The organism is Agitococcus lubricus, assembly GCF_003051055.1.
GTDB classification, from domain to species: domain Bacteria; phylum Pseudomonadota; class Gammaproteobacteria; order Pseudomonadales; family Moraxellaceae; genus Agitococcus; species Agitococcus lubricus.
Genome location: NZ_QAON01000001.1, coordinates 286,135 through 307,741, shown reverse-complemented (window position 1 = coordinate 307,741; position 21,607 = coordinate 286,135). Strand labels below are relative to the sequence as shown.

The window sequence follows — 21,607 nt, the reverse complement described above, 5'->3', positions numbered from 1 at the left end:
CCTAGATGAGTTGGAGTATTCATTCATGACTGACGCTATTCATAGCCAACCCAAAAAATCGGCGTTAACGCCTAGTACGATTCGTATTGGTAAGCGTTATCGAGCCAATCGACTCAATGGTGACTATGACGCCATTATCATTGGTTCAGGGATTGGCGGTCTGACAGCGGCAGCCAGTTTGGCAAGTTTTGGCTATAAAGTGGTGGTGTTTGAACAACATTATACGGCAGGTGGTTTTACCCACAGCTATTGTCGAAATGGTTATGAGTGGGATGTTGGAGTCCATTACATTGGTGATGTCGGGGTCAAGACAACCTTAGCACGGCGGTTGTTTGATTTTATCAGCAATAACCAATTGCAATGGCAAGCGATGGACAGCACCTATGACCGCATTTATTTAGGCGAAGATAGTTTTGATTTGGTAGCGGGGCGCAATAATTTTAGAGAAAATTTAATTAAACGGTTTCCTGAAGAAAAAGACGCTATTGACGAATATTTATTCCGTTTAGGGCGCGTAGCTGATGCGATGCAACATTTTACCCTAGAACGTATGTTGCCAAATGTCGTCGCTAAAGCCTCGCGTTTAGTGCGTGAGCGTACCATGCCCGACTATTTCAATCGTCCAACACGTCAAGTATTAGAAGAATTAACCTCTAATCAAACCTTAATTGCCTTTTTAACAGGCCAATGGGGGGACAATGGCATGCCTCCTGCCCAATCCAGTTTTTTGATTCATGCGTTAATTGCCAAACATTATTTATACGGCGGCTATTATCCTGTGGGCGGTGCGTCACGCATGGCAGAAACCATTATTCCGCAAATTCAAAAAACAGGTGGTGAAGTCTTTACCTATGCAGCCGTTGAACAAATCTTGATTGAACAAGGAAAAGCGGTGGGAGTGCGTATGAAGGATGGCACCGATGTCCACGCGCCTATTGTCATTAGTAATGCAGGCGTTTTTAATACCTTTAATCGCTTGTTACCCTCAGCGTTAGTCGATAAAACGCCGTATGCTCATCGTTTACAGACCGTCAAACCGTCAATGGCCAGCTTATGTTTATACATTGGTCTACAAGACACGAGTGACAACCTACAATTACCCAAAACCAACTTATGGATTTACCCGAGTGAGCGTTACGAGCAGGATATAGACCGTTTCTTGGCAGACCCCAAACAAGATATTCCACTCGTTTATATTTCGTTCCCATCAGCCAAAGACCCGACCTTTAATGAGCGTTATCCAAATCGTGCCACTATCGAAATTGTTGCCCCATGCCCGTGGGAGTGGGTGGAACAATGGGCAGATAAACCGTGGGGCAAGCGGGGAGCCGATTATGACGCGCTAAAAGAGCAATTCTCTCAACGGCTCTTAGAAAAACTTTATCAAAAACTCCCACATTTACGGGGTAAAATAGATTATTACGAATTATCTACGCCACTCTCGACGCAATTTTTTTGTTGGTATGAGAAAGGGGAGATTTATGGCTTAGACCATGACCCTCAACGCTTTGAGCAAAATTGGCTAAAACCTAAAACGGATATCGACGGTTTATACTTAACGGGTCAAGATGTGATGACCTGTGGTGTGGTCGGTGCGATGATTGGCGGCTTGATGACCGCCGTGACGATTGGTGGCCTCAAAGCCTTACCCTTAGCCAAAAAAATCTTTGTTGGTTAGCTGTTGTTGCCACTTTGTGTGGAGGTCATGCGCAAAGTGGCAATCTGAATGGACTAATCGTTACACGACGATTAACCGATGTTTAAGCAAAGTTTAGCTTGCCATTTGTCTCAATAGTCTCGTCTGTATCTCATCACATCATGCTTTGGGTTAGTGACTCACTCTACGTGCCAAAACTGGCCAATAGAATCACTATTCGCTGCGTTTTTTGCCTTTCCTGAGTCCATTTTTATCAGCAACGCGGCTCACACGCAAAACGTCAACGGACCCTAAACCGATAGACAAATAGCTAGAGCTGTTTAGGTCTCTTGATGTAGTTATAAATGATAATAATTTGCATTTGTTTTTAGTGTTGCGGTATCATTGCGCGGAAATAATTTGTCACATATTAGGTGCAATGATGATGTTAAATAAGCTAGCCACTGCCATGCTTTCCCTCTCTGTTGCCAGCTCTGTGTATGCACAGACGACAGAGGCGGAAATAGCCAGCCTAAAAGCACAATTAAAAGCACAACAAGCACAAATTGATGCTTTAGTTGCCGCAGTAGAACAACCAACGACCAGTCAAGGTTTTGCTAATACGACCTTAGGCGGTTATGGTGAGGCACATTATTATAATTATGATAATGCGCCCCAACAGTACGATGCCTACCGTTTTGTATTGTATGTCGGGCATAAATTCTCTAATACCGTACGTTTACATTCTGAGTTAGAAGTTGAACATGCCTTAATTCGTGATAATCCCACGGGCACTACCAATTTGGGTGAAGTCGAATTAGAACAAATGTTTATTGAATGGAATTATGCAGGCAAACAAAATTTGTCGATTGGCCAAATTATATTACCGATAGGTTTCTTGAACGAAACGCATGAGCCTGAAACCTTTTATGGGACTAAGCGTAATCCGATTGAGACGAACTTAATTCCAACCACATGGTGGGAAGGGGCAGTCAAAGCCAGTGGTTTAATTCCTACAGTTGACGGCTTAAGTTATAACGTATTGGTCTCGACAGGCTTAAAAACCGACAGTGCTGCCATTCGTAGTGGTCGTCAAAAAGGCGCAAAAGCAGTTGCAGAAGATTTGGCCTATACTTTGGGCGTGAATTATCGAGGCATTGCAGGCTTAGATACAGGGATTGCCTATCAATTACAGCAAGATATTACTCAGAGCGTGGGTAAAACCAATAAAGCAAGCCTCATGGAGGCTCATGTTGCGTACAGTTGGCAAGGCTTTTCGACCCGTGCATTATATGCTCGTTGGGATGTAGAAGATTTAGTTGCTGCAGATGCACACAAAGCCAAACAAGATGGCTATTTCTTGGAAGCGGCTTATAAACCGATTGAGCAAGTAGGCGTATTTGCGCGTTATAGTGTTTGGGATAATGAAGCCAAAAATACAAGCAGCAACAGTGAGGATAGCGAAAAGCAACAATGGAACTATGGCGCAAATTATTATTTAACGCCACGTGTTGTCTTAAAGTTAGATATTCAAGACCAGAAGTTAGCCACCTTAGGGACTGTCGACGAAGACGGTTTCTCTTTGGGTATAGGCTACAGCTTCTAAGGCCACATGTGAGCATCATATAAGCGCACAGCAGTCGCGATGAGTCTCCCAATAAACTTGGGAGATTCAGACTGACTGATGACAACAGCCCTGTTCAGTGGTTTTTTCGTGGCAAGTACAATCACTGCCACAACAACTCACTAATAAATCACGGAGTTTTTCTCGGCCACGTTTTACCCGACTTTTGACGCCTGATTCACTAATCCCCATCATGTGAGCAATATCTTTGTGTTTGACTTCTTTGAGGTCGGCTAACTCAACGGCTTGACGATATTTGTCAGGTAAGTCTTGCATCATCGCCAACAAACAGCAACTCAAGTTTAACCACGGATTTTCGTTGGGTTCGGGGTCTTCTTCGAGAACATAGTCATGTTCATCTAATAATGGCGTTGTTGGTTTAATTTTGCGCCAATAATCGACTAAGGTATTTTTAGTGACTTGTAATAACCACGCTTCCAACTGTGGGATGGTTTTAAGCTGTGGTGGCTGCTGTTGAATTTTTAGAAAAACAGTTTGCACAATGTCTTCGGCATCACTTTGATTGTGAATACGTTTAAGCACATAGTGTGTTAATCGCTGATGGTAGTCTTGCCACAAATCAGGTATTAGTGCAGAAGCGGTCATAAAATTTTACCCCACCCTAACCCTCCCCTAAATTAGGGGAGGGAAGTATTAATGATTAACAACAGCCTTTAGTTTCTGTTTTTTCTGTTGTTTTTGGCTTACAACAGCCACAATCACAGTTACATTTGCACTCTGTTGGTGTGCATTGGCATTCACCTTGGCAACAGGGGCAGTTGCAGTTTTCACAAGTACAATTCGTGCAATGGCAGTTGGGGCATTGGCAGGATTTTTGAGCTTCAGTTGTCATTTTACACCTCGTTAATGAGAGATTAGTTTATTTACCTCTCTTATAACGAAGGGCTGTCAAAAAAGTTGCAAGTTTTTAGCAATTTCTTTGGCTTGCTGGTCTAAGGTTTTGCGATTAGCACCGCCTTTTAGCATTAACAAAGGCTTGCCTAATAGGCTACTGACAAAAGCAAAACTATCATGGCCTGACTGACTTTATTGGCAGTGGCAAATAAATGATTACGCTCTTGCTCTGTCAGCTCGCGCACATATTGGACATGACGTTTATTGATGACCAAAACATGGGCAGGCCGTAGCGGAAAAATATCCATTAACACCATACAGAGTTCATCTTCATACACCATACTGGCAGGGGCTTGTTTGGCGTTAATTGCACAAAAGACGCAATCACTCATGAGAATCTCCATACTGTTTGAGCCATGCCAACGAATCCAAACTATGACCTAAAGGATGGTATTCTGCGCCACAATAGCCTTTGTAATTTACGTGGTCGATGAGAGCAAACAAACGCTTAAAGTCGATATCGCCTGTATGGGGTTGATGACGATGTGGCGTGTCTGCAAATTGAATATGACCAATCTGCGCGATATTTTCTTGTAGGTTGGCAAATAAATCTTCACCCATACGCGCCATGTGATAACAATCAAATTGCATTTTTAGCGTTGGATGGTCAACGACCTCCAACATTTCTTGCATATCGACCACCGACTTAATTAAAAAGCGCGGCATATCAAAGGTATTAATTGCTTCAAAGGTGGTAATAACACCAATTGATTGAAAGGCTTCGGCCGCATAACGTAAATTACTGGCTAGGGTTTTTAAGCAATCTAATAACTCACAGTCTACAGGTTGACGACCTGCCAATACGTTCACCCGACCGACGCCTAATTCATGGGCATAATTCAGAGCTTCCATGACCGCCATTCTAAAGGCTTGCTCTTTAGCAGGTACACAAGCTAAACCATCTCCGCCTTGCATCAAATCAGCGGCAGGCACATTAATTAACACGAGGTCTAAGTCATGGTCATCTAATTGTTGTTTAATGTCGCCAATACTTAACTCATAAGGAAATTGAATTTCAACCGCATCAAAACCTGCGTGTTTGGCCACGCCAAAACGCTCAATCAGCGGATATTCTTTAAACAATAATGATAAATTCGCAGAAAAATGCGGCATATGTGTTCTCGTGTTACTAAATATAAATGCTTTGTATTGTTGTGTAAAAATATGCCACAAAAATGCCTTGTAGAGCTGTTTTTTTTAATTCTTTTGTTATAGTACTTTTAATCCCATAGGGAGTAGCTTCTCGTAAATATATCGTCAACACATTGCTTGCTAAGCACATCTTAGCCTCAGTACAGCAATCGGTATATTTAGTCTTTAATGCTCATCGAGCATTATCTCAGACAAGCAAGACTATGGTGACCAAACTTTTGGTCATCGGTTTTGTATTGTCAAAATTCTTATCAACAATCAATTCAGATGACCGTAATCCCAATCTAATAGAGGTTGATTATGGAAACGCTAGCCAGTCCGCTACTGTGGACAGCCTTTGCAGTCAGTGTGTTTGCGGCACTTGCCATTGATTTTTATGGCTTAAATAAAAATAGCCAACAAACCGTCTCTTTTAACAGCGCCCTTAAATGGTCATTAGTGTGGTTTAGTTTGGCTTTAGCGTTTGGTGGTTTATTGTGGTGGGAAACAAGCAACACTTTGGGCAGTGCAGTCGCTACCGAAAAAGCCGCTGAATACTTTACAGGCTATTTGGTTGAAAAGTCTTTAGCTGTTGATAATGTCTTTGTTTTCTTAATGATTTTTAGCTATTTTGCCCTGCCCATTCATTTGCAACGTCGTGTGTTGTTGTATGGCATTTTAGGTGCGATTATTTTACGTGCGGTGATGATTTTTGTCGGTGGTTGGTTATTGACCGAGTTCCACTGGTTGATGTATGTCTTTGGCGCATTTTTAGTATTGATGGGTATTAAAATGTGGCAAGGGGCAGACGAAGATAGCTCCTTAGAAGATAACAAACTGTTGAATTGGTTAAAGCGTCACATTCCCTTATCTAAAGACTACGACGGTGAAAAGTTTTTTACGTGGGAAAACGGTAAACGAGTCGCTACGCCTTTGTTTTTAGTGCTAATTTTTGTCGAATTAAGTGACGTAATTTTTGCGGTGGATAGTATTCCTGCTATTTTTGCGATTACCAGTGACCCCTTTATTGTGCTGACCTCTAACATTTATGCGATTTTAGGCTTACGTGCGATGTATTTTATGTTGGCGGGTATTGCCGATAAATTTAGCTTGTTAAATTATGGTTTAGCGATTGTCTTAGTGTTTATTGGTACTAAGATGTTGTTGCTCGATGTGTTTAAGATTCCTGCGTTAATTTCTTTAGCAGTGATTATTACTATCCTCAGCATCACCATGTGGTTAAGTTTACGCAAAGCAAAAAAAGACGCTCAAGCGTAAGACATAACGATAGAAAAAGGCTTGGGCAACCAAGCCTTTTTTATTTAAACCAGTTTACAACTTGCAGGCCTTGCACTCTTTCAAACTCACGTACATTACGTGTCACTAATTGGCCATTTACCGATAAAGCAGAGGCGGCAATTAATACATCATGTGCACCTATTGCTAAACCTGTTTTTTCTAAATCGACACGAATCTGAGCGGCTAAGTCCGCGACTTTTTCATTAACATCAATAATAGATAAAAATTGTAAAAACTTGCTTAAGGCTTTGAGTCGTGGCAAGGCGGCCTCGTCTGGTAAACGCAAAATCCCATATTTAAGTTCATAAACAACAATAGCGGGCACAGCAATTTGTTGCAAAGGCGTTGCTTGTAATTGTTGGACGACACAAGGCTCATTTCTAAAATAATAGCTAATAGTATTGGTATCTAAAACTAACATTAAAAGCCTACTCTGGGTGTATCTTGTGCCTGTTGCAAGCTATCGTCTCGCAAAGGGAAATCCGCAAAAGCCCCAGCTAGGTTTTTAAGTTCGGTCGGCCATTCTTGACGAGCGTGTTTTTTAATTAACTCCGCAATCCATTTGCTGTTAGATAAACCTGCCGCTTGTGCTGATTGGCGTAATAATTGCTCAGCTTCGTAATCCAAATATAAGGTAATTTGCGACATAAAAACCTCTTATAAATTATATTAGCTATTATATTTCAGCTACTCAAAAATTCCTACTTTAAGTCAGCATTTTTAAACAATTTCACCACCGAACTCAAATCTTCCAAACTTGCACCTGTTGCAGCATGAAGTCTTAACAGTTGTGACGCTAAAGCAGAAATAGGCGTACTACTGGTATTTTCTTTGGCTAAGGCGACAGCGTTATCTAAATCTTTTAATAAGGTTTGCACTTTCCATTGCACAGGTTCAAAGCTATCCGTTGCCATGCGTGGTGCTAAAATTTGTAAGGGTAATGAATCGGCAAAACCACCTGCAAGGGCAGGGGCGAGTTGACGAGCATCAACGCCTGCTTTCGCGGCTAAAGCTACCGTTTCAGCAATTAAAACAGCATTACTGGCGACAATCATTTGATTACAAATTTTGGTAATTTGCCCTGTCCCCGCATCCCCCATGTGGGTTAATTTTTGTCCTAAATGTTGAGCAATCGGCTTGAAGCGTTCAATTTGTGCCGCTTCGCCACCTGCCATTAAAATGAGAGTGCCTTTTTCTGCACCCATCACGCCACCCGACACAGGGCAATCAAGCCAATGAATGTTTTGAGCCGCTAAACGTTGAGCAAATAAGCGAGTGGCATCGGGTGTAATACTGGAAAAATCCACAATCAGTTGGCCACTGCTGAGGGCATTTGCCAACCCTTGCTCGTCAAATACGACAGATTCAACGGCATGTGTATCGGCTAAACATAAGAAAATGATATCACTGTGCTCAGCGACATACGCCAACGTAGGGGCTAAGGTAGCGCCTTGTGTAACGAGTGTCTGACATTTATCGGGCGAGCGATTCCAAATAATTAATTCATAACCCGCTTGCAGTAAGCGTTGGCTCATACGACTGCCCATCAAGCCGATACCAACAAATCCAATACGAGGTGCCATGTCTTTACTATGCCCCATAAAAAATGACAGTGTACTGTCTTTAATTTGCCATCTCAATGCGTTAGTGTTTAACGACACAGAGGCTATTTGGAGGCTTTACCTTCCTGCGGCGTGGTGTCAAGATAAGCAGAATGATGAGAGGGATGCCGTATGATTTTTAGCATGATAGGTCAGGTTGTACGTCGGGTACTCAAATTAAAACCAGAGCCCCATTTATACAGCGCGCCATTAACACAAACCGAAGAGGGCATAGAGTTAACCTATTTGGGTACAGCAGGCTTTATTATTAAAAATCAACAACGTACTATTGTGTTAGACCCCTATCTGAGTCGTATCGGTCTGACAGAGTTATTAAGACCCTTACATACCAATACCGCGTTATTAAAAAAATATATTCCTGTTGCGGATGAGGTGTTAATTGGCCATGCCCATTATGACCATATTTTAGATGCACCAGATTTGTGTAAACAAACAGGCGCGCGTTTAATTGGTTCGCGGGCGACGTGTATGGTAGGACGTGCTGCGGGTTTACCAGAGTCTCAATTAGTTGAAACTAAAGGCCGTGAAGATATTGTCTGTGGTGCATGGACAGTGCGTGGTTTACCTTCGATTCATGGCAAAGCCATTATGGGGCGCATTCCCATTCCAGGGGATATTTTATCGCCGCCTGTCTGGCCACCGAAAATGCTCGACTTAAAACACGGGTTGGTGCTGAATTGGTTGGTCGATACGGGTAGCTTAAAAATCGTCCATATTGATTCTGCGGACTTCATCCCCGAAGAGTTAAAAAATGTCCGTGCGGATGTGGTGTGTTTATGTGCTATCGGGCGTAAGTACAGACCGAATTATGTCAAAGACGTGGTGACACTATTACAACCCAAATGGATTGTGCCTTGCCATTGGGACACTATGTTTACCCCCTACGAACAAGACCCCGATTATATTCCTGGCGTAGATTTAGCAGGGTTTATAGAAGAAATTAAAGAAGCAGGGGTAGAACCGATTGTGATGCCGATGCGTGGTAAACAATGGTTTCATCGTTCATAACATCGAAATAGCGGATGCGAGAGGTTCAATTACTGGTGTTATTGAACCTCTAATGAACTCTTTTTGCCATGCGTATTTTTACGACATATTAGCTGAAAAAGGTTGCACCTAAGCACGAGACTAATAGCATGATGAGGCCAATCATATCGATATAAAAGACTTTTTTGAGTGCTGGCGTGTGATTTTTTATCGGTAAAGCGAGCACGACAAAGCTCGCCATGCTGATAGCTCCTACAATATACGCAACAGCGAGCAACGTAGGAAAAAACACACTATACATTATCAATCCCCCCACGATGCCAAAGAGCACCGCGCGATGGCGCATCAATAAAATCACACTGCTATCGGTTAAGTCTACGCCATACAAGGTCTTTAGTTGTTTAACGCCCATGACCCCCAACAGCGGCAGAAAATGTATGAGTCCAATCAGTAAAAGAGTGATGCTTTCAAATAGCTTCATGCCTACACCTCTCAGTGAGCATCGTTTGTTTAGGATAGGGATATCGTATTGACTACAACACCTCTTGTTCTATTTGGTGTAAATACAGAAAGTTTGGCGCTTTGACACCCGCTTGTTGACGAATCTCAATTAATGCAGGGGACTCAAAAAATTGACGTGCTTTTTCTAAAGAAGACCATTGAGAAAAATGGACAATTTGATTGGCGTCGGTCTCATAACGTAGTAGTTGATAGCGTATTTCTCCCGCATCTTTGCGTAACTTAGCGGCCTTATCAAAGATGTCTTTCCATAGGCAATAGGAGGCGACTTCGTGAATAATTAAAACATAATCCATCGTTTTTGACTCCATTACATCACGCTAACGAGGGTTAAAACCAACATCGCCCATAAGACAACGCTGGACAGAAAATAGACACTAAAACGGTGCATGACTTTGTTGTAAGTACAATGGATGACACTGTGTAGCGCTCTTAATCCCACATACGTCCATGCCAAATACAATAAGGTATGACCCACATGGGGTTGTTGGCTGTTTAGTAAACAGAGCGCATAAAAGATAATCGGTAGCTCTAATAAATTATTCAAATTATTGGCAGGGGCTTGCACCTCATCAGGTAGCACTTTTAATAAACCAACTCGACTTGCAGCGGACTGTGGGTCAATTTTGTTGGTTTGTATATAGCTAATCCGTTTAATATACATCCACAACCAAACAATCATTGTTAACAACATCAAACTCAGCATGGGGACGTAAAGTGCAGTGCTCATGATTATGACTCCTTAATAAGGCTGGTTTATACGGTATAACCTTAATCACGGGCGGACATTGATAAAAATCAATTTTTAGATTTAATGCGTGACAGTGCTTCGGGGGTGATACCTAAATAAGAGGCAATATGAAAGCTCGGCATCCCGTGCACAATATCGACAGGCATGACTTGGCAAAAGTAATCATAGCGTTGTTTGGCGCGTTTGAGCTGAATCATGCGTAAACGGCGTTCTAAAGAGAGGTAATGCTCAAACACAATGGTATTAAACACCTTGAGGTGAGTGGCATAATCGTTTTGTTTAGGATGAGGGATGAAGTCTTTTACCGATAAACAGAAGACTTGGCCAGCACTGACACACTCAATAGATTCAACCGATTTTTGCTTATCGCCACCATATAATAAACTGCCAAGTGATGACAAAGGACATAACAAACTATGTCCTGCCAAAAAACGCAAGTTAACTTCTTGGTTTTCAAAAATATAATAACTGCGATATAAACCCGATAAGGTAATATAAACCGTGTCAAAGTATTGCCCTTCGGTGTAGAGGCGTTGACCTTTATCTACGGATTTTAACGGTAGAGATTGGAGTTTTTGTGTTATCCACGCAGACTCATGGTCTTGAAGCGAGGGCAAAAATATGGACTTAGCCATCATTTAGCGACAGTATTGGTCAATTTGTTGTTGTACTTGTTTAATTTGGGTCTCATGCTCTTGGTCATTCGCATAGACACGTTCACCTTTATTATCTAAGGTGTAAATCCTGCCACTTGAGATATTACGTAAATAATCTTTCCAATACGCACAGTCTTGTTTGAGTTTATTCTGTTTTTCTAAGGATACCTTAGTTTCCTTCTCGCGTAGCTCCCGTTCTTCTTGCAAGGTTTGAAGCAATTTTTTTTGCCGTTGTTGTTGGTTGGGGTTTTCTGAGGCAGACGGGGTAGGGCTAGATTTAGACGCGGGTAAAGAGAGCGTTTCACTTTGGCTGCTATTGGGCTTTTTGTCACCAAAATGTACATTGCCTTGGGCATCTACCCATTTATAAATCTCAGCCTGCGCCATGAAGGGGAAGCTAAGACTGAATATGACGAGCAAGTACGCAGGTTTAAGATTCACGGCGATTCCTTATCTTTTTGCATGAACGATATGGCGAATGATGACAATCTATTTCTTACAGGCTGTCAATCATCAGAATACAAATGCGTGCAAAAAGTCATAAAAAAACGGAGGCATTTGCCTCCGTTTTGTGTACTCACACGATGCTTTAGTCGTTGTAAGCACGCTCACCGTGAGAGGTGACATCTAAACCGATACGCTCTTCTTCCTCGCCGACACGTAAGCCGATAGTGATATCAACGACTTTGTAAGCGATGAAGGCAACCACACCCGACCAGACAATGGTAGTCACAACCGCAATGGCTTGTACTTTCACTTGTCCTAACATGTCGTAAGTGCCTGCTGCATTAGCAACGTAATCCCACCAGCTTGTACCGCCTAAGGCAGGGTCAGCGAACACACCTGTTAATAAAGCACCTAAGATACCACCAACACCGTGTACGCCGAATACGTCTAAGGCATCATCGGCACCGAGTAATTTCTTGAGGCCATGTACACCCCACAAGCAGATGATACCTGCGAGTAAACCGATGACTAACGCACCTGTTGGGCCAACAAAACCACAAGCTGGGGTAATGGCGACTAAGCCAGCAACTGCACCTGAAGCAGCACCTAGCATAGAGGGCTTGCTTTTGAATAACCACTCAGTTGCCATCCAAGAGAAGGCCGCTGCGGCGGTTGCAACCCAAGTATTTAAGAAGGCTAAACCTGCAATACCATTGGCTTCTAAAGCAGAACCCGCGTTAAAACCGAACCAGCCAAACCACAATAAGGCAGAACCAATCATCGTCATGACCATGTTGTGAGGTAACATGGCTTCTTTACCATAACCGATACGCTTGCCAATCACATACGCACCCACTAAACCTGCAACCGCAGAGTTAATATGAACAACGGTACCGCCAGCAAAGTCTAAAGCACCTTTTTGGAACAACCAGCCAGCAGTAGCGGTGGCGGCTTCGGCAGCAGCAGCATCGGTGTACGCATCTGGGCCTGCCCAGTACCATACCATGTGCGCGATAGGTAAATAAGAGAAGGTAAACCACAACACCATAAAGGCTAAGATACCTGCAAATTTTGCGCGTTCAGCAAAAGCACCCACAATCAAACAGCAGGTAATAGCAGCAAAAGCCCCTTGGAAAACAATATAAATCATTTCATGGATGGGCGTTGCTTTGCTCCATGTGGCCGCGAGTGAGTCAAGAGTGACACCACTTAAGAAGACTTTGGATAACGAGCCAAAGAAGGCATTCCCTTCGGTGAAGGCGACGCTATAACCGTAAATCATCCATAAAACAGTAATCAAAGAAAACACAGTAAAGACTTGCATCAGTACCGATAGCATATTCTTTTTACGTACCAAACCACCATAAAACAGGGCTAAACCTGGAATCGACATTAAAATGACAAAAGCAGAGCAAATCATTAAGAAGCCATCGTCTGCTTTATTTGCGGTAGGCGCAGGTGCAGCAGCTTCGGCGGGGGCGGCTTCGGCAGGTGCGGCCGCTTCAGGTGCAGGTGCCGCAGTTGGTGCCGCGTCAGCCATGGCGGTAACAGCAGGTGCTGATGCGGGTGCCGCAGCTTCCTCTGCATACAGTGGAGCGGTACTTAGTAGTGCACCACTCAAACTTAGGGCAAGCAAGAACTTTTTCACTATGGTTCTCCACGTGATTGGGTCTAAAGGAAAAAGGGGGCAAGTTTTTTTATACAAGACTTACGCGTAACACGGAGCGTGACGTTGTGCGGCGTTATAGAGGGGACAACTTAGAGAGGGGTCTCACTCTTAAAGCCAGTGTTATAAAAACAACGGTCATCAGTGGCGTAAGCCATGTGCTTAGACAGCATCAACACCCGTTTCGCCAGTGCGAATACGAATTACCTGTTCTAAGGTACTGACGAAGATTTTACCGTCACCAATTTTGCCTGTATTAGCAGCTTTAGTAATGGCTTCAATCACTTGGTCAAGCAAGTCGTCACCAATGGCAACTTCAATTTTGACCTTAGGCAGAAAATCAACCACATATTCTGCGCCGCGGTAGAGTTCGGTGTGACCTTTCTGACGACCAAATCCTTTGACTTCGGTAACTGTAATTCCTTGTACACCAATGTCAGATAATCCTTCGCGAACATCATCGAGTTTGAATGGTTTGATGATGGCTGTGACCAATTTCATCATGTTACTCCTTAGAAAAGAGCCACCCTCGAAAGGGGCAAGAGGGCGACTCAAAATGGTAGAGTCGTTGACATTAACGACTCTAAATAATTAGAAGCCTTTGGAGACGGTGACCACAAAGCGGCCTTCACATAAACCTGCGGCACATTCTTCTTCGTCAATATCAGAGCCAATGTATGCACCTTCAACCGTTGCACCTAAAACACTGGTGGAAGCTGCAAGTTTATAGTCCATGTAGCTGTCATCACTGCCTGTAGTACCTAATGCCTGATACATCATCTCTGCACTGTCAAATTTGTTCATGCCTAAGCTGCCAGATAAAGACACTGCACCAATAGTTGTACCGTAGCTGGCATACAAGTAGAGGAACTTATCGCTTTCGTTAAAGTAGTCTGGGCTGTAGTTAAAACCGACTTTTGCACCCATCGTGCTGACAGAGGCATAAATTTCATTGAAGTCAGCGTCAACAATATCGCCATTACTGTCGATAGTGAAATTGTTGTTTGCATTTAAGCCTGGATAGTTATAACGCATCACACCCACGTCATAACCGACTTCGCCAACTTTGCCGCTATAACCTAATAAGGTATCTAACTCTAAACCAGTGGATTGAAAAGAGGTGTTCGAGAAAGCAGTAATGCTAGAACCCCATAGAGAGAAGTAAGCACCACTCTCGTGAGCAAAAGTCATACCTGCTTGTACAGCACCGCCATTAGAGGTTTGAGAAACACCACGGAACAAATAATCAGAGGTGAATGCAGCACTGCCTGTTAAGGTGACTGGCTCAGCCGCAGTGGCATGGGCGGCAACCGCAAATAAAGAACTGGTTAAAATGGCTTTGGCTAAAGAAGAGAGTTTCATAAAGACCCCGTACATAGTTATAAACAAACATCGAACTTTTGCATGGCACAATTCATTCCATGAACAACAATACTCAACTTCCTTTTTGACTTGAGTTGACGTAAAACAAATTTCCGTTAACCCAAACTTGTGACAAACTAGCGCAAGTCCGTTAAGTGTGAATCGCAATGTTTTATTAGCAGAAGTCATGCCAACTTCTTAGGATTATTGTCAATAAACGTGTTTAAGCAGTAATCATTTGTAGAATACAGGCGTCATGCTAAAAAAGAGCGCATTAAATAAAGGCATAAAGAGCTATTTTGGTGCGTTTATTGGTTGTTTTTGTTGTTTTGGTGCATTTTTAAGCGAGAAAATGATGGCATTGGATAATTTGGTGCAAAAAATTCGTGAGCAGGTCAAAGAACGTTATGTGCAAGCTAACCAATCGGGGCTTTGGCAAGAGTTAGATAAAAATTTACAAGCCGTTTTGCAGGAAACGTTTGCCAAAATGGAGCTTGTCACCCGTGAAGAGTTTGACCGACAAGCGATGTTATTAGCAGAGGCGCGACAAAGATTGCATCGTTTGGACGCACAACTCAAAAGTCTAGAGCAACAAATACAAAAATCACAAGCCTCAGATTCCTGATGCTTCAGTGATAACTAGCCGAAATGGCTCAAGGTTTGATACAGTGTTAGTGGTCTGTTTGGATTAGTTTAGACCTCTCTACATAAGGATGTGTTATGTCTCTTGCTCTAGTATATACGCGAGCCGCTTTAGGCTTGCAGGCGCCCTTAGTCACCGTAGAAGTCCATTTAAGTCAAGGCTTACCCGCCTTAACGATTGTCGGTTTACCCGAAGCGGCTGTGCGAGAAAGTAAAGACCGCGTGCGCTCGGCCTTACTTAACGCAGGTTTTGACTTTCCTCAGCGTCGTTTAACTATTAATTTAGCGCCTGCGGACTTACCTAAAGAGGGGGGACGTTTTGACCTACCGATTGCTTTAGGTATTTTAGCGGCTAGTGGGCAGCTAAATGCACAGTGGTTACAACAAAAAGAGTTTTTAGGTGAATTGGCGTTAACAGGCGAACTTCGTCCAATTACAGGAGTATTGGCAGCGAGTTTGGCTAGTACACAGCAGCAGCATGTGTTGTGTGTGCCCGCAGACAATGCTGCCGAGGCCGCTCGACCTTCAGGTGCAAAAGTATATGGTTTTAGTGACCTAAAGCAGCTTTATCGTTTTTTGCAGGGCGAGATTAGCCCATCTATTGCGCAGGCGCCCGTCGATAATGTGCCTACTCATGTACTAGATTTGGCTGATGTTAAGGGACAGCATCGTGCGCGACGTGCCTTAGAAATTGCCGCCGCAGGACAGCATTCTTTATTAATGATGGGGCCACCAGGTACGGGTAAAACCCTATTAGCGTCGCGTTTGCCGAGTATTTTACCGCCTTTAGACGACAGTAAAAGTATAGAAGTTGCTACTATTCATTCTATTGCAGGCCATACCGCACCGTTTGGGATTGCCCCCTTTCGTGCGCCGCATCATACGGCTTCAGCCCCAGCCTTAGTGGGTGGTGGTTCGCAACCTAAACCCGGTGAAATTAGTTTGGCGCATCATGGGGTCTTATTTTTAGATGAGTTACCCGAATTTGACCGAAAGGTATTAGAGGTATTACGCGAGCCTTTAGAGTCTGGTCAAGTGGTGATTTCACGAGCAGCGAAACAAATGACTTTTCCAGCGGCGTTTCAATTAGTAGCAGCCATGAACCCCTGTCCTTGTGGTTTTTTAGGGGATGGTTCCTCGCGTTGTCGGTGTACTGTGGAGCAAATCGGCCGTTATCGCGCAAAATTGTCTGGGCCACTTTTAGACCGTATCGATTTACACATTGAAGTACCCGCCATTACAACGACACAATTAAGAGAAACGCAGGCCAGTGAATCCTCAGCGATAGTCAGGCAGCGGGTATTGGGGGCACGCGCGCAACAAGTGGCGCGTCAGGGGTGTACGAACCAAGCCTTAACGGTACGTCAGTTAGAACAATTTTGCGGGTTGGGCGCACAAGAAAATAAACTACTCGACCAAGCCATGCAGCGTTTGCGTTTATCAGCACGCGCTTACCATCGTATTTTACGCGTTGCCCGTACCATTGCCGATTTGAGCCAGTCCGATACGATATTAGTCCCGCATGTAACCGAGGCGATTGGTTATAGATTGTTGGATAGACAGTAGCTTAAGCGTGCGATTAAGGAAATAAACACGCTTTTTGCCAGTCATTTTTGCTTAAACAGTAGACCACGCGGTCATGTAAACGGCTTGGCCGACCTTGCCAAAACTCGATGCGTTCTGGCGCGACAGCATAACCGCCCCAATGTGGAGGACGTGGCACATGGGTGATGTATTTTGCGGCAAAAAAAGCAGCCCGTTTGACTAAGGTCGATTTGGCATCTAAAGGACGACTTTGTTCGGAAGCCCATGCACCAACGCGGGAGCTATAAGGTCGTGACTGAAAATAGGCATCAGAAATTTCGCCTTTAACCTGTTCAATTTTACCTTCAATTCTTACTTGTCGTTCAAGTTCGGGCCAAAAAAATGTCAGTGCGACATACGCATTCACTGCCATTTGTTCGCCTTTACGACTCTGATAATTGCTATAAAAAACAAATTGTTGCTCTTCGACCCCTTTTAATAGCACCATACGTGCGGAAGGTTTGCCTTCGGCACTGACAGTGGCTAAATTCATCGCGGTGGGTTCATTCACTTTAGACTGAATAGCCTCATCAAGCCACACGCTAAATTGTGCTATGGGGTCTGCAAGGCACTCATCGACAGAGAGTTCTTTTTTGGAGTAATCTTGGCGAATACTGGCAATATCAAGCTGTTTCATACGCTGATTAGGTGTAGATTTAATTTTTTAAGCATGTCTGAAGTACAGATAAAAGGCAATGATACAAAGGCCAGTCTGTGATAATAAAGGAGACCCTCTATGGCATATATGCTTGCCTTACTCGATAACACCTCTCTGACCACGGCGAGCCAAGCGGCTATTTTTGTCGCACACCAGCGCCAGCAAGCACCGATAAATTCCAAAAAGTTTACACAATTTGTCGGGTTAATCACGCAAATATATCCTGATTTATCGGAAGAAGATGAGGATGGCGATAATGAAGAGAATGTCTGGGAAGAAGGTTTAGAGGTGGCTAGTTCTTTTGGTGATGTGAAATTATTAGTGCTCAAGGAAGCAGTCACCGACTTACCACTTATTCAAGCCATTTGTCATTGTGCACAGCAAGTTGGCTTAGTGGTTTATGATGAAGAGGGTCAAATTTTGTACAAATAAAGCGTATTGGGGAGATTAAATCCCTAAATCAATACCTAATCGTTTAACAAGTAATGCCAAAAGGACAAAGCAAATCACTGTCATCACACAGGATAGGACTAAACTCAGCCAAAAACCAAAACGTGATATTAGCCAAGGAAAGGCTAAAAACATGGGCAAGGTAGGAATGACATACCAAAAGGTATACCAAGCATGATTGGCAATTTTACTGGTTGGTTGTTGCTCTATATACAGCCAAATTAAGCTAAGAACAGTCACTAACGGTAATGCAGCAATCAAACCACCGAGTTTGTCACTACGTTTGGCTATTTCCGAAATAAAAACCACCATCGCCGCGGTGATGAGATATTTAGTGATAATCCAAGTCATTGTTCACGCCAATAAAAAAGGCAGAGTCTTCACTCTGCCTTTGCTAATAATCAAAATGATTATTTATCAGTTACCGCACCTTCAGACGCACTGGAGACGGTTTTGGCATATTTGGCCAATACGCCACGGGTGTATTTGGGGGCAGGCGCAGTCCAATGAGCACGGCGTTTTGCCATATCTTCATCACTGACGTTGACGCTAATTTCACGTGTTACCGCGTCAATGGTAATGACATCACCATTTTCAATTAACGCAATTGGGCCACCTTCAGCTGCTTCAGGGGTAATATGGCCAACAACAAAACCGTGGCTACCACCCGAGAAACGACCATCAGTAATTAAGGCAACGTCTTTGCCTAAACCTTTACCCATCACGGCCGAAGTGGGTGACAACATTTCGCGCATACCCGGTCCGCCTTTAGGCCCTTCGTAGCGGATGACGATGACATCTTTAGCAACCACTTCGCCGTTTAAAATACCTTGTAAGGCATCTTCTTCACTGGCATACACACGGGCATTGCCTTGGAAAAATAAGCCTTCTTTACCTGTGATTTTAGCCATAGAGCCTTCTGGGGCTAAATTACCTTTTAACACAATTAAGTGAGAATCAGCTTTAATCGGCTTATCAAAATCACGGATAATGTCTTGGCCTTCGGGATAATCGGCAACATCCGCCAAGTTTTCAGCTAAGGTTTTACCTGTTACGGTTAAACAATCACCATGTAACAAACCTTGCGCCAACATACGCTTCATTAAAGGTTGAATACCGCCAATGGCAACCAACTCACTCATCATGTATTTGCCTGATGGACGTAAATCAGCCAAAACTGGTGTGGTTTCACCTAAACGCACAAAATCATCTAAGGTTAAATCAACACCTACAGTATGCGCCATAGCTAAGAAGTGTAAAACGGCATTGGTAGAGCCACCTAAGGCAATGACTACACGAATCGAGTTTTCAAAGGCTTTTTTGGTCATAATGTCGCTAGGCTTGATGTCTTTTTTCAATAATTCAAGCACTTGTTGACCTGCACGGTAGCAGTCAGACATTTTTTCGTCACTCACCGCATTTTGTGCGCTGGAACCAGGTAAGCTCATGCCCAAGGCTTCAATGGCAGAGGCCATGGTGTTGGCTGTGTACATACCACCACAAGAGCCAGGGCCGGGAATAGCCACTTCTTCAATTTGTTTGACTTGGATGGCATTTAATTCGCCTTTGGCATGTTGGCCAACGGCTTCAAACACCGAAATAATATCAGTGTGGCCTGCACCAGGTTTAATCGTGCCGCCATACACAAAAATAGAGGGGCGATTTAAACGTGCCATGCCCATAATACAAGCAGGCATATTTTTGTCGCAGCCACCAATTGCCACAATACCATCAAAGCCTTCACAACCTGCTACTGCTTCAATTGAGTCAGCAATAATTTCACGTGACACCAAAGAATACTTCATACCAACAGTGCCGTTGGCAATACCGTCAGAAATGGTAATAGTATTAAAAACAACGGCTTTACCACCTGCAGCATTTGCACCTTTTTCAGCTTCATCGGCTAATTTGTTGATGTGCATATTACAAGGCGTCACCATTGCCCATGTGGATGCAATACCAATTTGTGGTTTGTTAAAGTCCTCATCGGTAAAACCAACGGCGCGTAACATGGCGCGGGCTGGTGCGGCTTCAATACCATCAACCACTTCGGAAGAATGCTTACGCATATTGGGGGTATCACACATACAAAATCTCTTGTTAAAACGATATTAAATGAATAATGGAGTTTTCCCTTCGACTTCGCTCAGGGAATACCTTCTGACTCCGCTCGAACACTTTATGACTCGGCTCAGGGAGTATTTTTGCGTGGACTGAGCGGAGTCGAGGCATAAATAAGCGATTATAACTTTTTACTAAACACTTGCGAATTGCGTTGGAAGTTATAAAGTGCTTTACGTTCTTTGGGTAAATCATCGACCGAGACAGGGCTAAAGCCTTGCTCTAAAAACCAATGTGCGGTACGTGTAGTTAACACAAACAGCTTTTTAATGCCTTTATTGCGCGCCCGTGCTTCTAAATAGTCTAATAATTCAGAACCTCTATCGCCTTTGCGGTAACTCGGATGTACGGCAACACAGGCAATTTCCCCCGTTAATACGCCTTGCTCATCAGCAGGCAGGGGATATAAAGCAGCACAACCGACAATCATGCCATCACGTTCAATGACCGCAAATTGATTAATTTCGGTTTCTAGACGTTCACGTGAACGGCGTACTAAAATCCCTTCTTCTTCAAGAGGGCGTAGCAGTTCAATTAAACCCACCACATCGTCAATTTCGGCGGTACGAATTTCTTCGTACGGGTCTTGGGTGATTAATGTGCCTGAACCATCACGGGTAAATAGTTCTTGTAATAATGCCCCATCACGCGCATAAGAAATAATGTGTACGCGCCGCACCCCGCCACGACACGCCTCGCGGGACGCATCCATATGGCGCAAAATTTCACTATCCAAGACTTTGCCTCGTAAGTATTGGTCGACTTCATTGGGAATCATTTCACGCAATAAACGATCATCATCATTGGCAATGCCTTCTTTTTCGCCCAATAAAATCAATTTATCGGCTTTTAAGGCAATCGCTGCATGCACCGCGACTTCTTCTGCTAATAAATTAAAGACTTCGCCAGTAGTTGAATAGCCTGTTGGGCCTAAAATGACAACATGATGATTCATTAGGTTTTTATTGATAGCTTCGGTATCAATCGAACGCACTTCGCCCGTTAATTGAAAGTCAACGCCTTCACGCACACCATAAGGTTTGGCAATGACAAAATTGCCTGAAACGGCATCAATACGTGCGCCATACATTGGCGAATTTGCTAACCCCATGCTTAATAAGGCTTCAACCTCTAAACGAATTGACCCCACTGCATCCAACACACAGCGTAACGATTCGCGTGTCGTGACCCGCAAGCCTTTATGAAAAGGGGTACTCAAGCCGTATTCAATTAAATTTTCATCAATTTGTGGTCGTGCGCCATGCACTAAAACCAAGTGAATACCTAAGGAATGTAATAAGGCAATATCATGAATAATGTTACGGAAATTATCGTGATTAACGGCTTCGCCACCAAACATTAAGACAAAGGTTTTGCCGCGATGAGCATTAATATAAGGGGCAGAATTTCTAAACCAATGAACATATTGTTCGGTCATGGTATCGGGAGACAAAAAATCATCAGTCATAATGATAACTATCCTAAAAACTGAATACCGTTATTCCTCTGCATGTTGGCAGAGGCTTAGGGGTGGCTG

At 43.5% G+C, this 21,607-nt stretch carries 25 protein-coding genes; 7 read left to right on the top strand and 18 right to left on the bottom strand.

The features are described from left to right. The first annotated feature begins 25 nt into the window (after positions 1-25). A complete protein-coding gene (locus tag C8N29_RS01275) occupies positions 26-1,678 on the top strand; it encodes a phytoene desaturase family protein (RefSeq protein WP_107864207.1) in 1,653 nt (550 codons plus the stop codon). A gap of 397 nt (positions 1,679-2,075) precedes the next feature. Continuing rightward, positions 2,076-3,242: a porin gene (locus tag C8N29_RS01270; protein ID WP_146164401.1), complete on the top strand. Its 1,167-nt coding sequence runs from the start codon at positions 2,076-2,078 to the stop codon at positions 3,240-3,242. A gap of 66 nt (positions 3,243-3,308) precedes the next feature. On the opposite strand, the gene C8N29_RS01265 is transcribed toward C8N29_RS01270, so the two are convergent. From C8N29_RS01265 to C8N29_RS01255, 3 genes are all read right to left on the bottom strand, one after another. Further along, complete coding sequence (locus C8N29_RS01265) at positions 3,309-3,866, bottom strand: sigma-70 family RNA polymerase sigma factor (RefSeq protein WP_107864205.1); 558 nt, start codon at positions 3,864-3,866, stop codon at positions 3,309-3,311. A gap of 395 nt (positions 3,867-4,261) precedes the next feature. Then, positions 4,262-4,507 (bottom strand): HIT family protein, encoded by a 246-nt coding sequence (locus tag C8N29_RS01260; RefSeq protein ID WP_170106844.1) that lies wholly within the window; start codon positions 4,505-4,507, stop codon positions 4,262-4,264. After that, positions 4,500-5,288: a hydroxypyruvate isomerase family protein gene (locus C8N29_RS01255; RefSeq protein ID WP_107864203.1), complete on the bottom strand. Its 789-nt coding sequence runs from the start codon at positions 5,286-5,288 to the stop codon at positions 4,500-4,502. The genes C8N29_RS01260 and C8N29_RS01255 overlap by 8 nt, the downstream gene beginning before the upstream one ends. A 339-nt stretch (positions 5,289-5,627) precedes the next feature. Between C8N29_RS01255 and C8N29_RS01250 the strand changes: the two genes are divergently transcribed. After that, a complete protein-coding gene (locus C8N29_RS01250) occupies positions 5,628-6,584 on the top strand; it encodes a TerC family protein (protein ID WP_107864202.1) in 957 nt (318 codons plus the stop codon). Positions 6,585-6,624: 40 nt separating this feature from the next. On the opposite strand, the gene C8N29_RS01245 is transcribed toward C8N29_RS01250, so the two are convergent. From C8N29_RS01245 to C8N29_RS01235, 3 genes are read right to left on the bottom strand one after another with little or no spacing between them, the layout of a single operon-like run. Next, the gene (locus C8N29_RS01245; protein ID WP_107864201.1) at positions 6,625-7,026 is read right to left on the bottom strand and encodes a PIN domain-containing protein; all 402 of its coding nucleotides are present in this window, start codon (positions 7,024-7,026) and stop codon (positions 6,625-6,627) included. Next, entirely contained in the window at positions 7,026-7,253 is a 228-nt protein-coding gene (locus tag C8N29_RS01240) for a CopG family transcriptional regulator (RefSeq protein ID WP_107864200.1), read from the bottom strand. The genes C8N29_RS01245 and C8N29_RS01240 overlap by 1 nt, the downstream gene beginning before the upstream one ends. Positions 7,254-7,306: 53 nt before the next feature. Continuing rightward, complete coding sequence (locus C8N29_RS01235; RefSeq protein WP_239986932.1) at positions 7,307-8,188, bottom strand: NAD(P)-dependent oxidoreductase; 882 nt, start codon at positions 8,186-8,188, stop codon at positions 7,307-7,309. Between the two features lie 162 nt (positions 8,189-8,350). Here C8N29_RS01235 and C8N29_RS01230 point away from each other — a divergent pair, with 162 nt between their 5' ends. Beyond that, on the top strand, positions 8,351-9,235 hold the full coding sequence (locus tag C8N29_RS01230; RefSeq protein ID WP_107864449.1) for an MBL fold metallo-hydrolase: 885 nt from the start codon (positions 8,351-8,353) through the stop codon (positions 9,233-9,235). Between the two features lie 88 nt (positions 9,236-9,323). Here the strand turns inward: C8N29_RS01230 and C8N29_RS01225 are convergent, their stop codons facing one another. From C8N29_RS01225 to C8N29_RS01190, 8 genes are all read right to left on the bottom strand, one after another. After that, positions 9,324-9,695 (bottom strand): phosphopantetheine adenylyltransferase, encoded by a 372-nt coding sequence (locus C8N29_RS01225; protein ID WP_107864198.1) that lies wholly within the window; start codon positions 9,693-9,695, stop codon positions 9,324-9,326. A 52-nt stretch (positions 9,696-9,747) separates the two neighbouring features. Continuing rightward, on the bottom strand, positions 9,748-10,029 hold the full coding sequence (locus C8N29_RS01220) for an antibiotic biosynthesis monooxygenase (protein WP_107864197.1): 282 nt from the start codon (positions 10,027-10,029) through the stop codon (positions 9,748-9,750). 14 nt (positions 10,030-10,043) lie between these two features. Next, positions 10,044-10,463, bottom strand: coding sequence for an MAPEG family protein (locus C8N29_RS01215; protein WP_107864196.1), 420 nt, complete (start codon positions 10,461-10,463; stop codon positions 10,044-10,046). A 68-nt stretch (positions 10,464-10,531) separates the two neighbouring features. After that, a complete protein-coding gene (locus tag C8N29_RS01210) occupies positions 10,532-11,101 on the bottom strand; it encodes a Crp/Fnr family transcriptional regulator (protein ID WP_146164400.1) in 570 nt (189 codons plus the stop codon). 21 nt (positions 11,102-11,122) lie between these two features. Continuing rightward, complete coding sequence (locus C8N29_RS01205; RefSeq protein WP_146164399.1) at positions 11,123-11,581, bottom strand: DUF4124 domain-containing protein; 459 nt, start codon at positions 11,579-11,581, stop codon at positions 11,123-11,125. A 148-nt stretch (positions 11,582-11,729) separates the two neighbouring features. Further along, a complete protein-coding gene (locus tag C8N29_RS01200; RefSeq protein ID WP_107864193.1) occupies positions 11,730-13,235 on the bottom strand; it encodes an ammonium transporter in 1,506 nt (501 codons plus the stop codon). A gap of 180 nt (positions 13,236-13,415) precedes the next feature. Continuing rightward, positions 13,416-13,754, bottom strand: coding sequence for a P-II family nitrogen regulator (glnK, locus tag C8N29_RS01195; protein WP_107864192.1), 339 nt, complete (start codon positions 13,752-13,754; stop codon positions 13,416-13,418). A 90-nt stretch (positions 13,755-13,844) separates the two neighbouring features. Further along, a complete protein-coding gene (locus C8N29_RS01190) occupies positions 13,845-14,615 on the bottom strand; it encodes a TorF family putative porin (protein WP_170106843.1) in 771 nt (256 codons plus the stop codon). Positions 14,616-14,871: 256 nt separating this feature from the next. Here C8N29_RS01190 and C8N29_RS01185 point away from each other — a divergent pair, with 256 nt between their 5' ends. Both C8N29_RS01185 and C8N29_RS01180 read left to right on the top strand, forming a co-directional pair. Then, complete coding sequence (locus C8N29_RS01185) at positions 14,872-15,240, top strand: accessory factor UbiK family protein (protein ID WP_107864190.1); 369 nt, start codon at positions 14,872-14,874, stop codon at positions 15,238-15,240. 95 nt (positions 15,241-15,335) lie between these two features. Further along, complete coding sequence (locus tag C8N29_RS01180) at positions 15,336-16,823, top strand: YifB family Mg chelatase-like AAA ATPase (RefSeq protein ID WP_107864189.1); 1,488 nt, start codon at positions 15,336-15,338, stop codon at positions 16,821-16,823. 13 nt (positions 16,824-16,836) lie between these two features. Here the strand turns inward: C8N29_RS01180 and pdxH are convergent, their stop codons facing one another. Next, positions 16,837-17,478, bottom strand: a complete 642-nt coding sequence (pdxH, locus tag C8N29_RS01175) for a pyridoxamine 5'-phosphate oxidase (RefSeq protein ID WP_107864188.1) — start codon at positions 17,476-17,478, stop codon at positions 16,837-16,839. A gap of 99 nt (positions 17,479-17,577) precedes the next feature. On the opposite strand from pdxH, the gene C8N29_RS01170 reads away from it, so the two are divergent. Then, positions 17,578-17,931 (top strand): hypothetical protein, encoded by a 354-nt coding sequence (locus C8N29_RS01170; protein ID WP_107864187.1) that lies wholly within the window; start codon positions 17,578-17,580, stop codon positions 17,929-17,931. A 15-nt stretch (positions 17,932-17,946) separates the two neighbouring features. On the opposite strand, the gene C8N29_RS01165 is transcribed toward C8N29_RS01170, so the two are convergent. From C8N29_RS01165 to argA, 3 genes are all read right to left on the bottom strand, one after another. Beyond that, positions 17,947-18,300, bottom strand: a complete 354-nt coding sequence (locus C8N29_RS01165; RefSeq protein ID WP_107864186.1) for a DUF3147 family protein — start codon at positions 18,298-18,300, stop codon at positions 17,947-17,949. Positions 18,301-18,359: 59 nt separating this feature from the next. Continuing rightward, a complete protein-coding gene (gene ilvD, locus C8N29_RS01160; protein WP_107864185.1) occupies positions 18,360-20,036 on the bottom strand; it encodes a dihydroxy-acid dehydratase in 1,677 nt (558 codons plus the stop codon). 155 nt (positions 20,037-20,191) lie between these two features. After that, entirely contained in the window at positions 20,192-21,538 is a 1,347-nt protein-coding gene (gene argA, locus C8N29_RS01155; protein ID WP_107864184.1) for an amino-acid N-acetyltransferase, read from the bottom strand. Positions 21,539-21,607 lie beyond the last annotated feature (69 nt).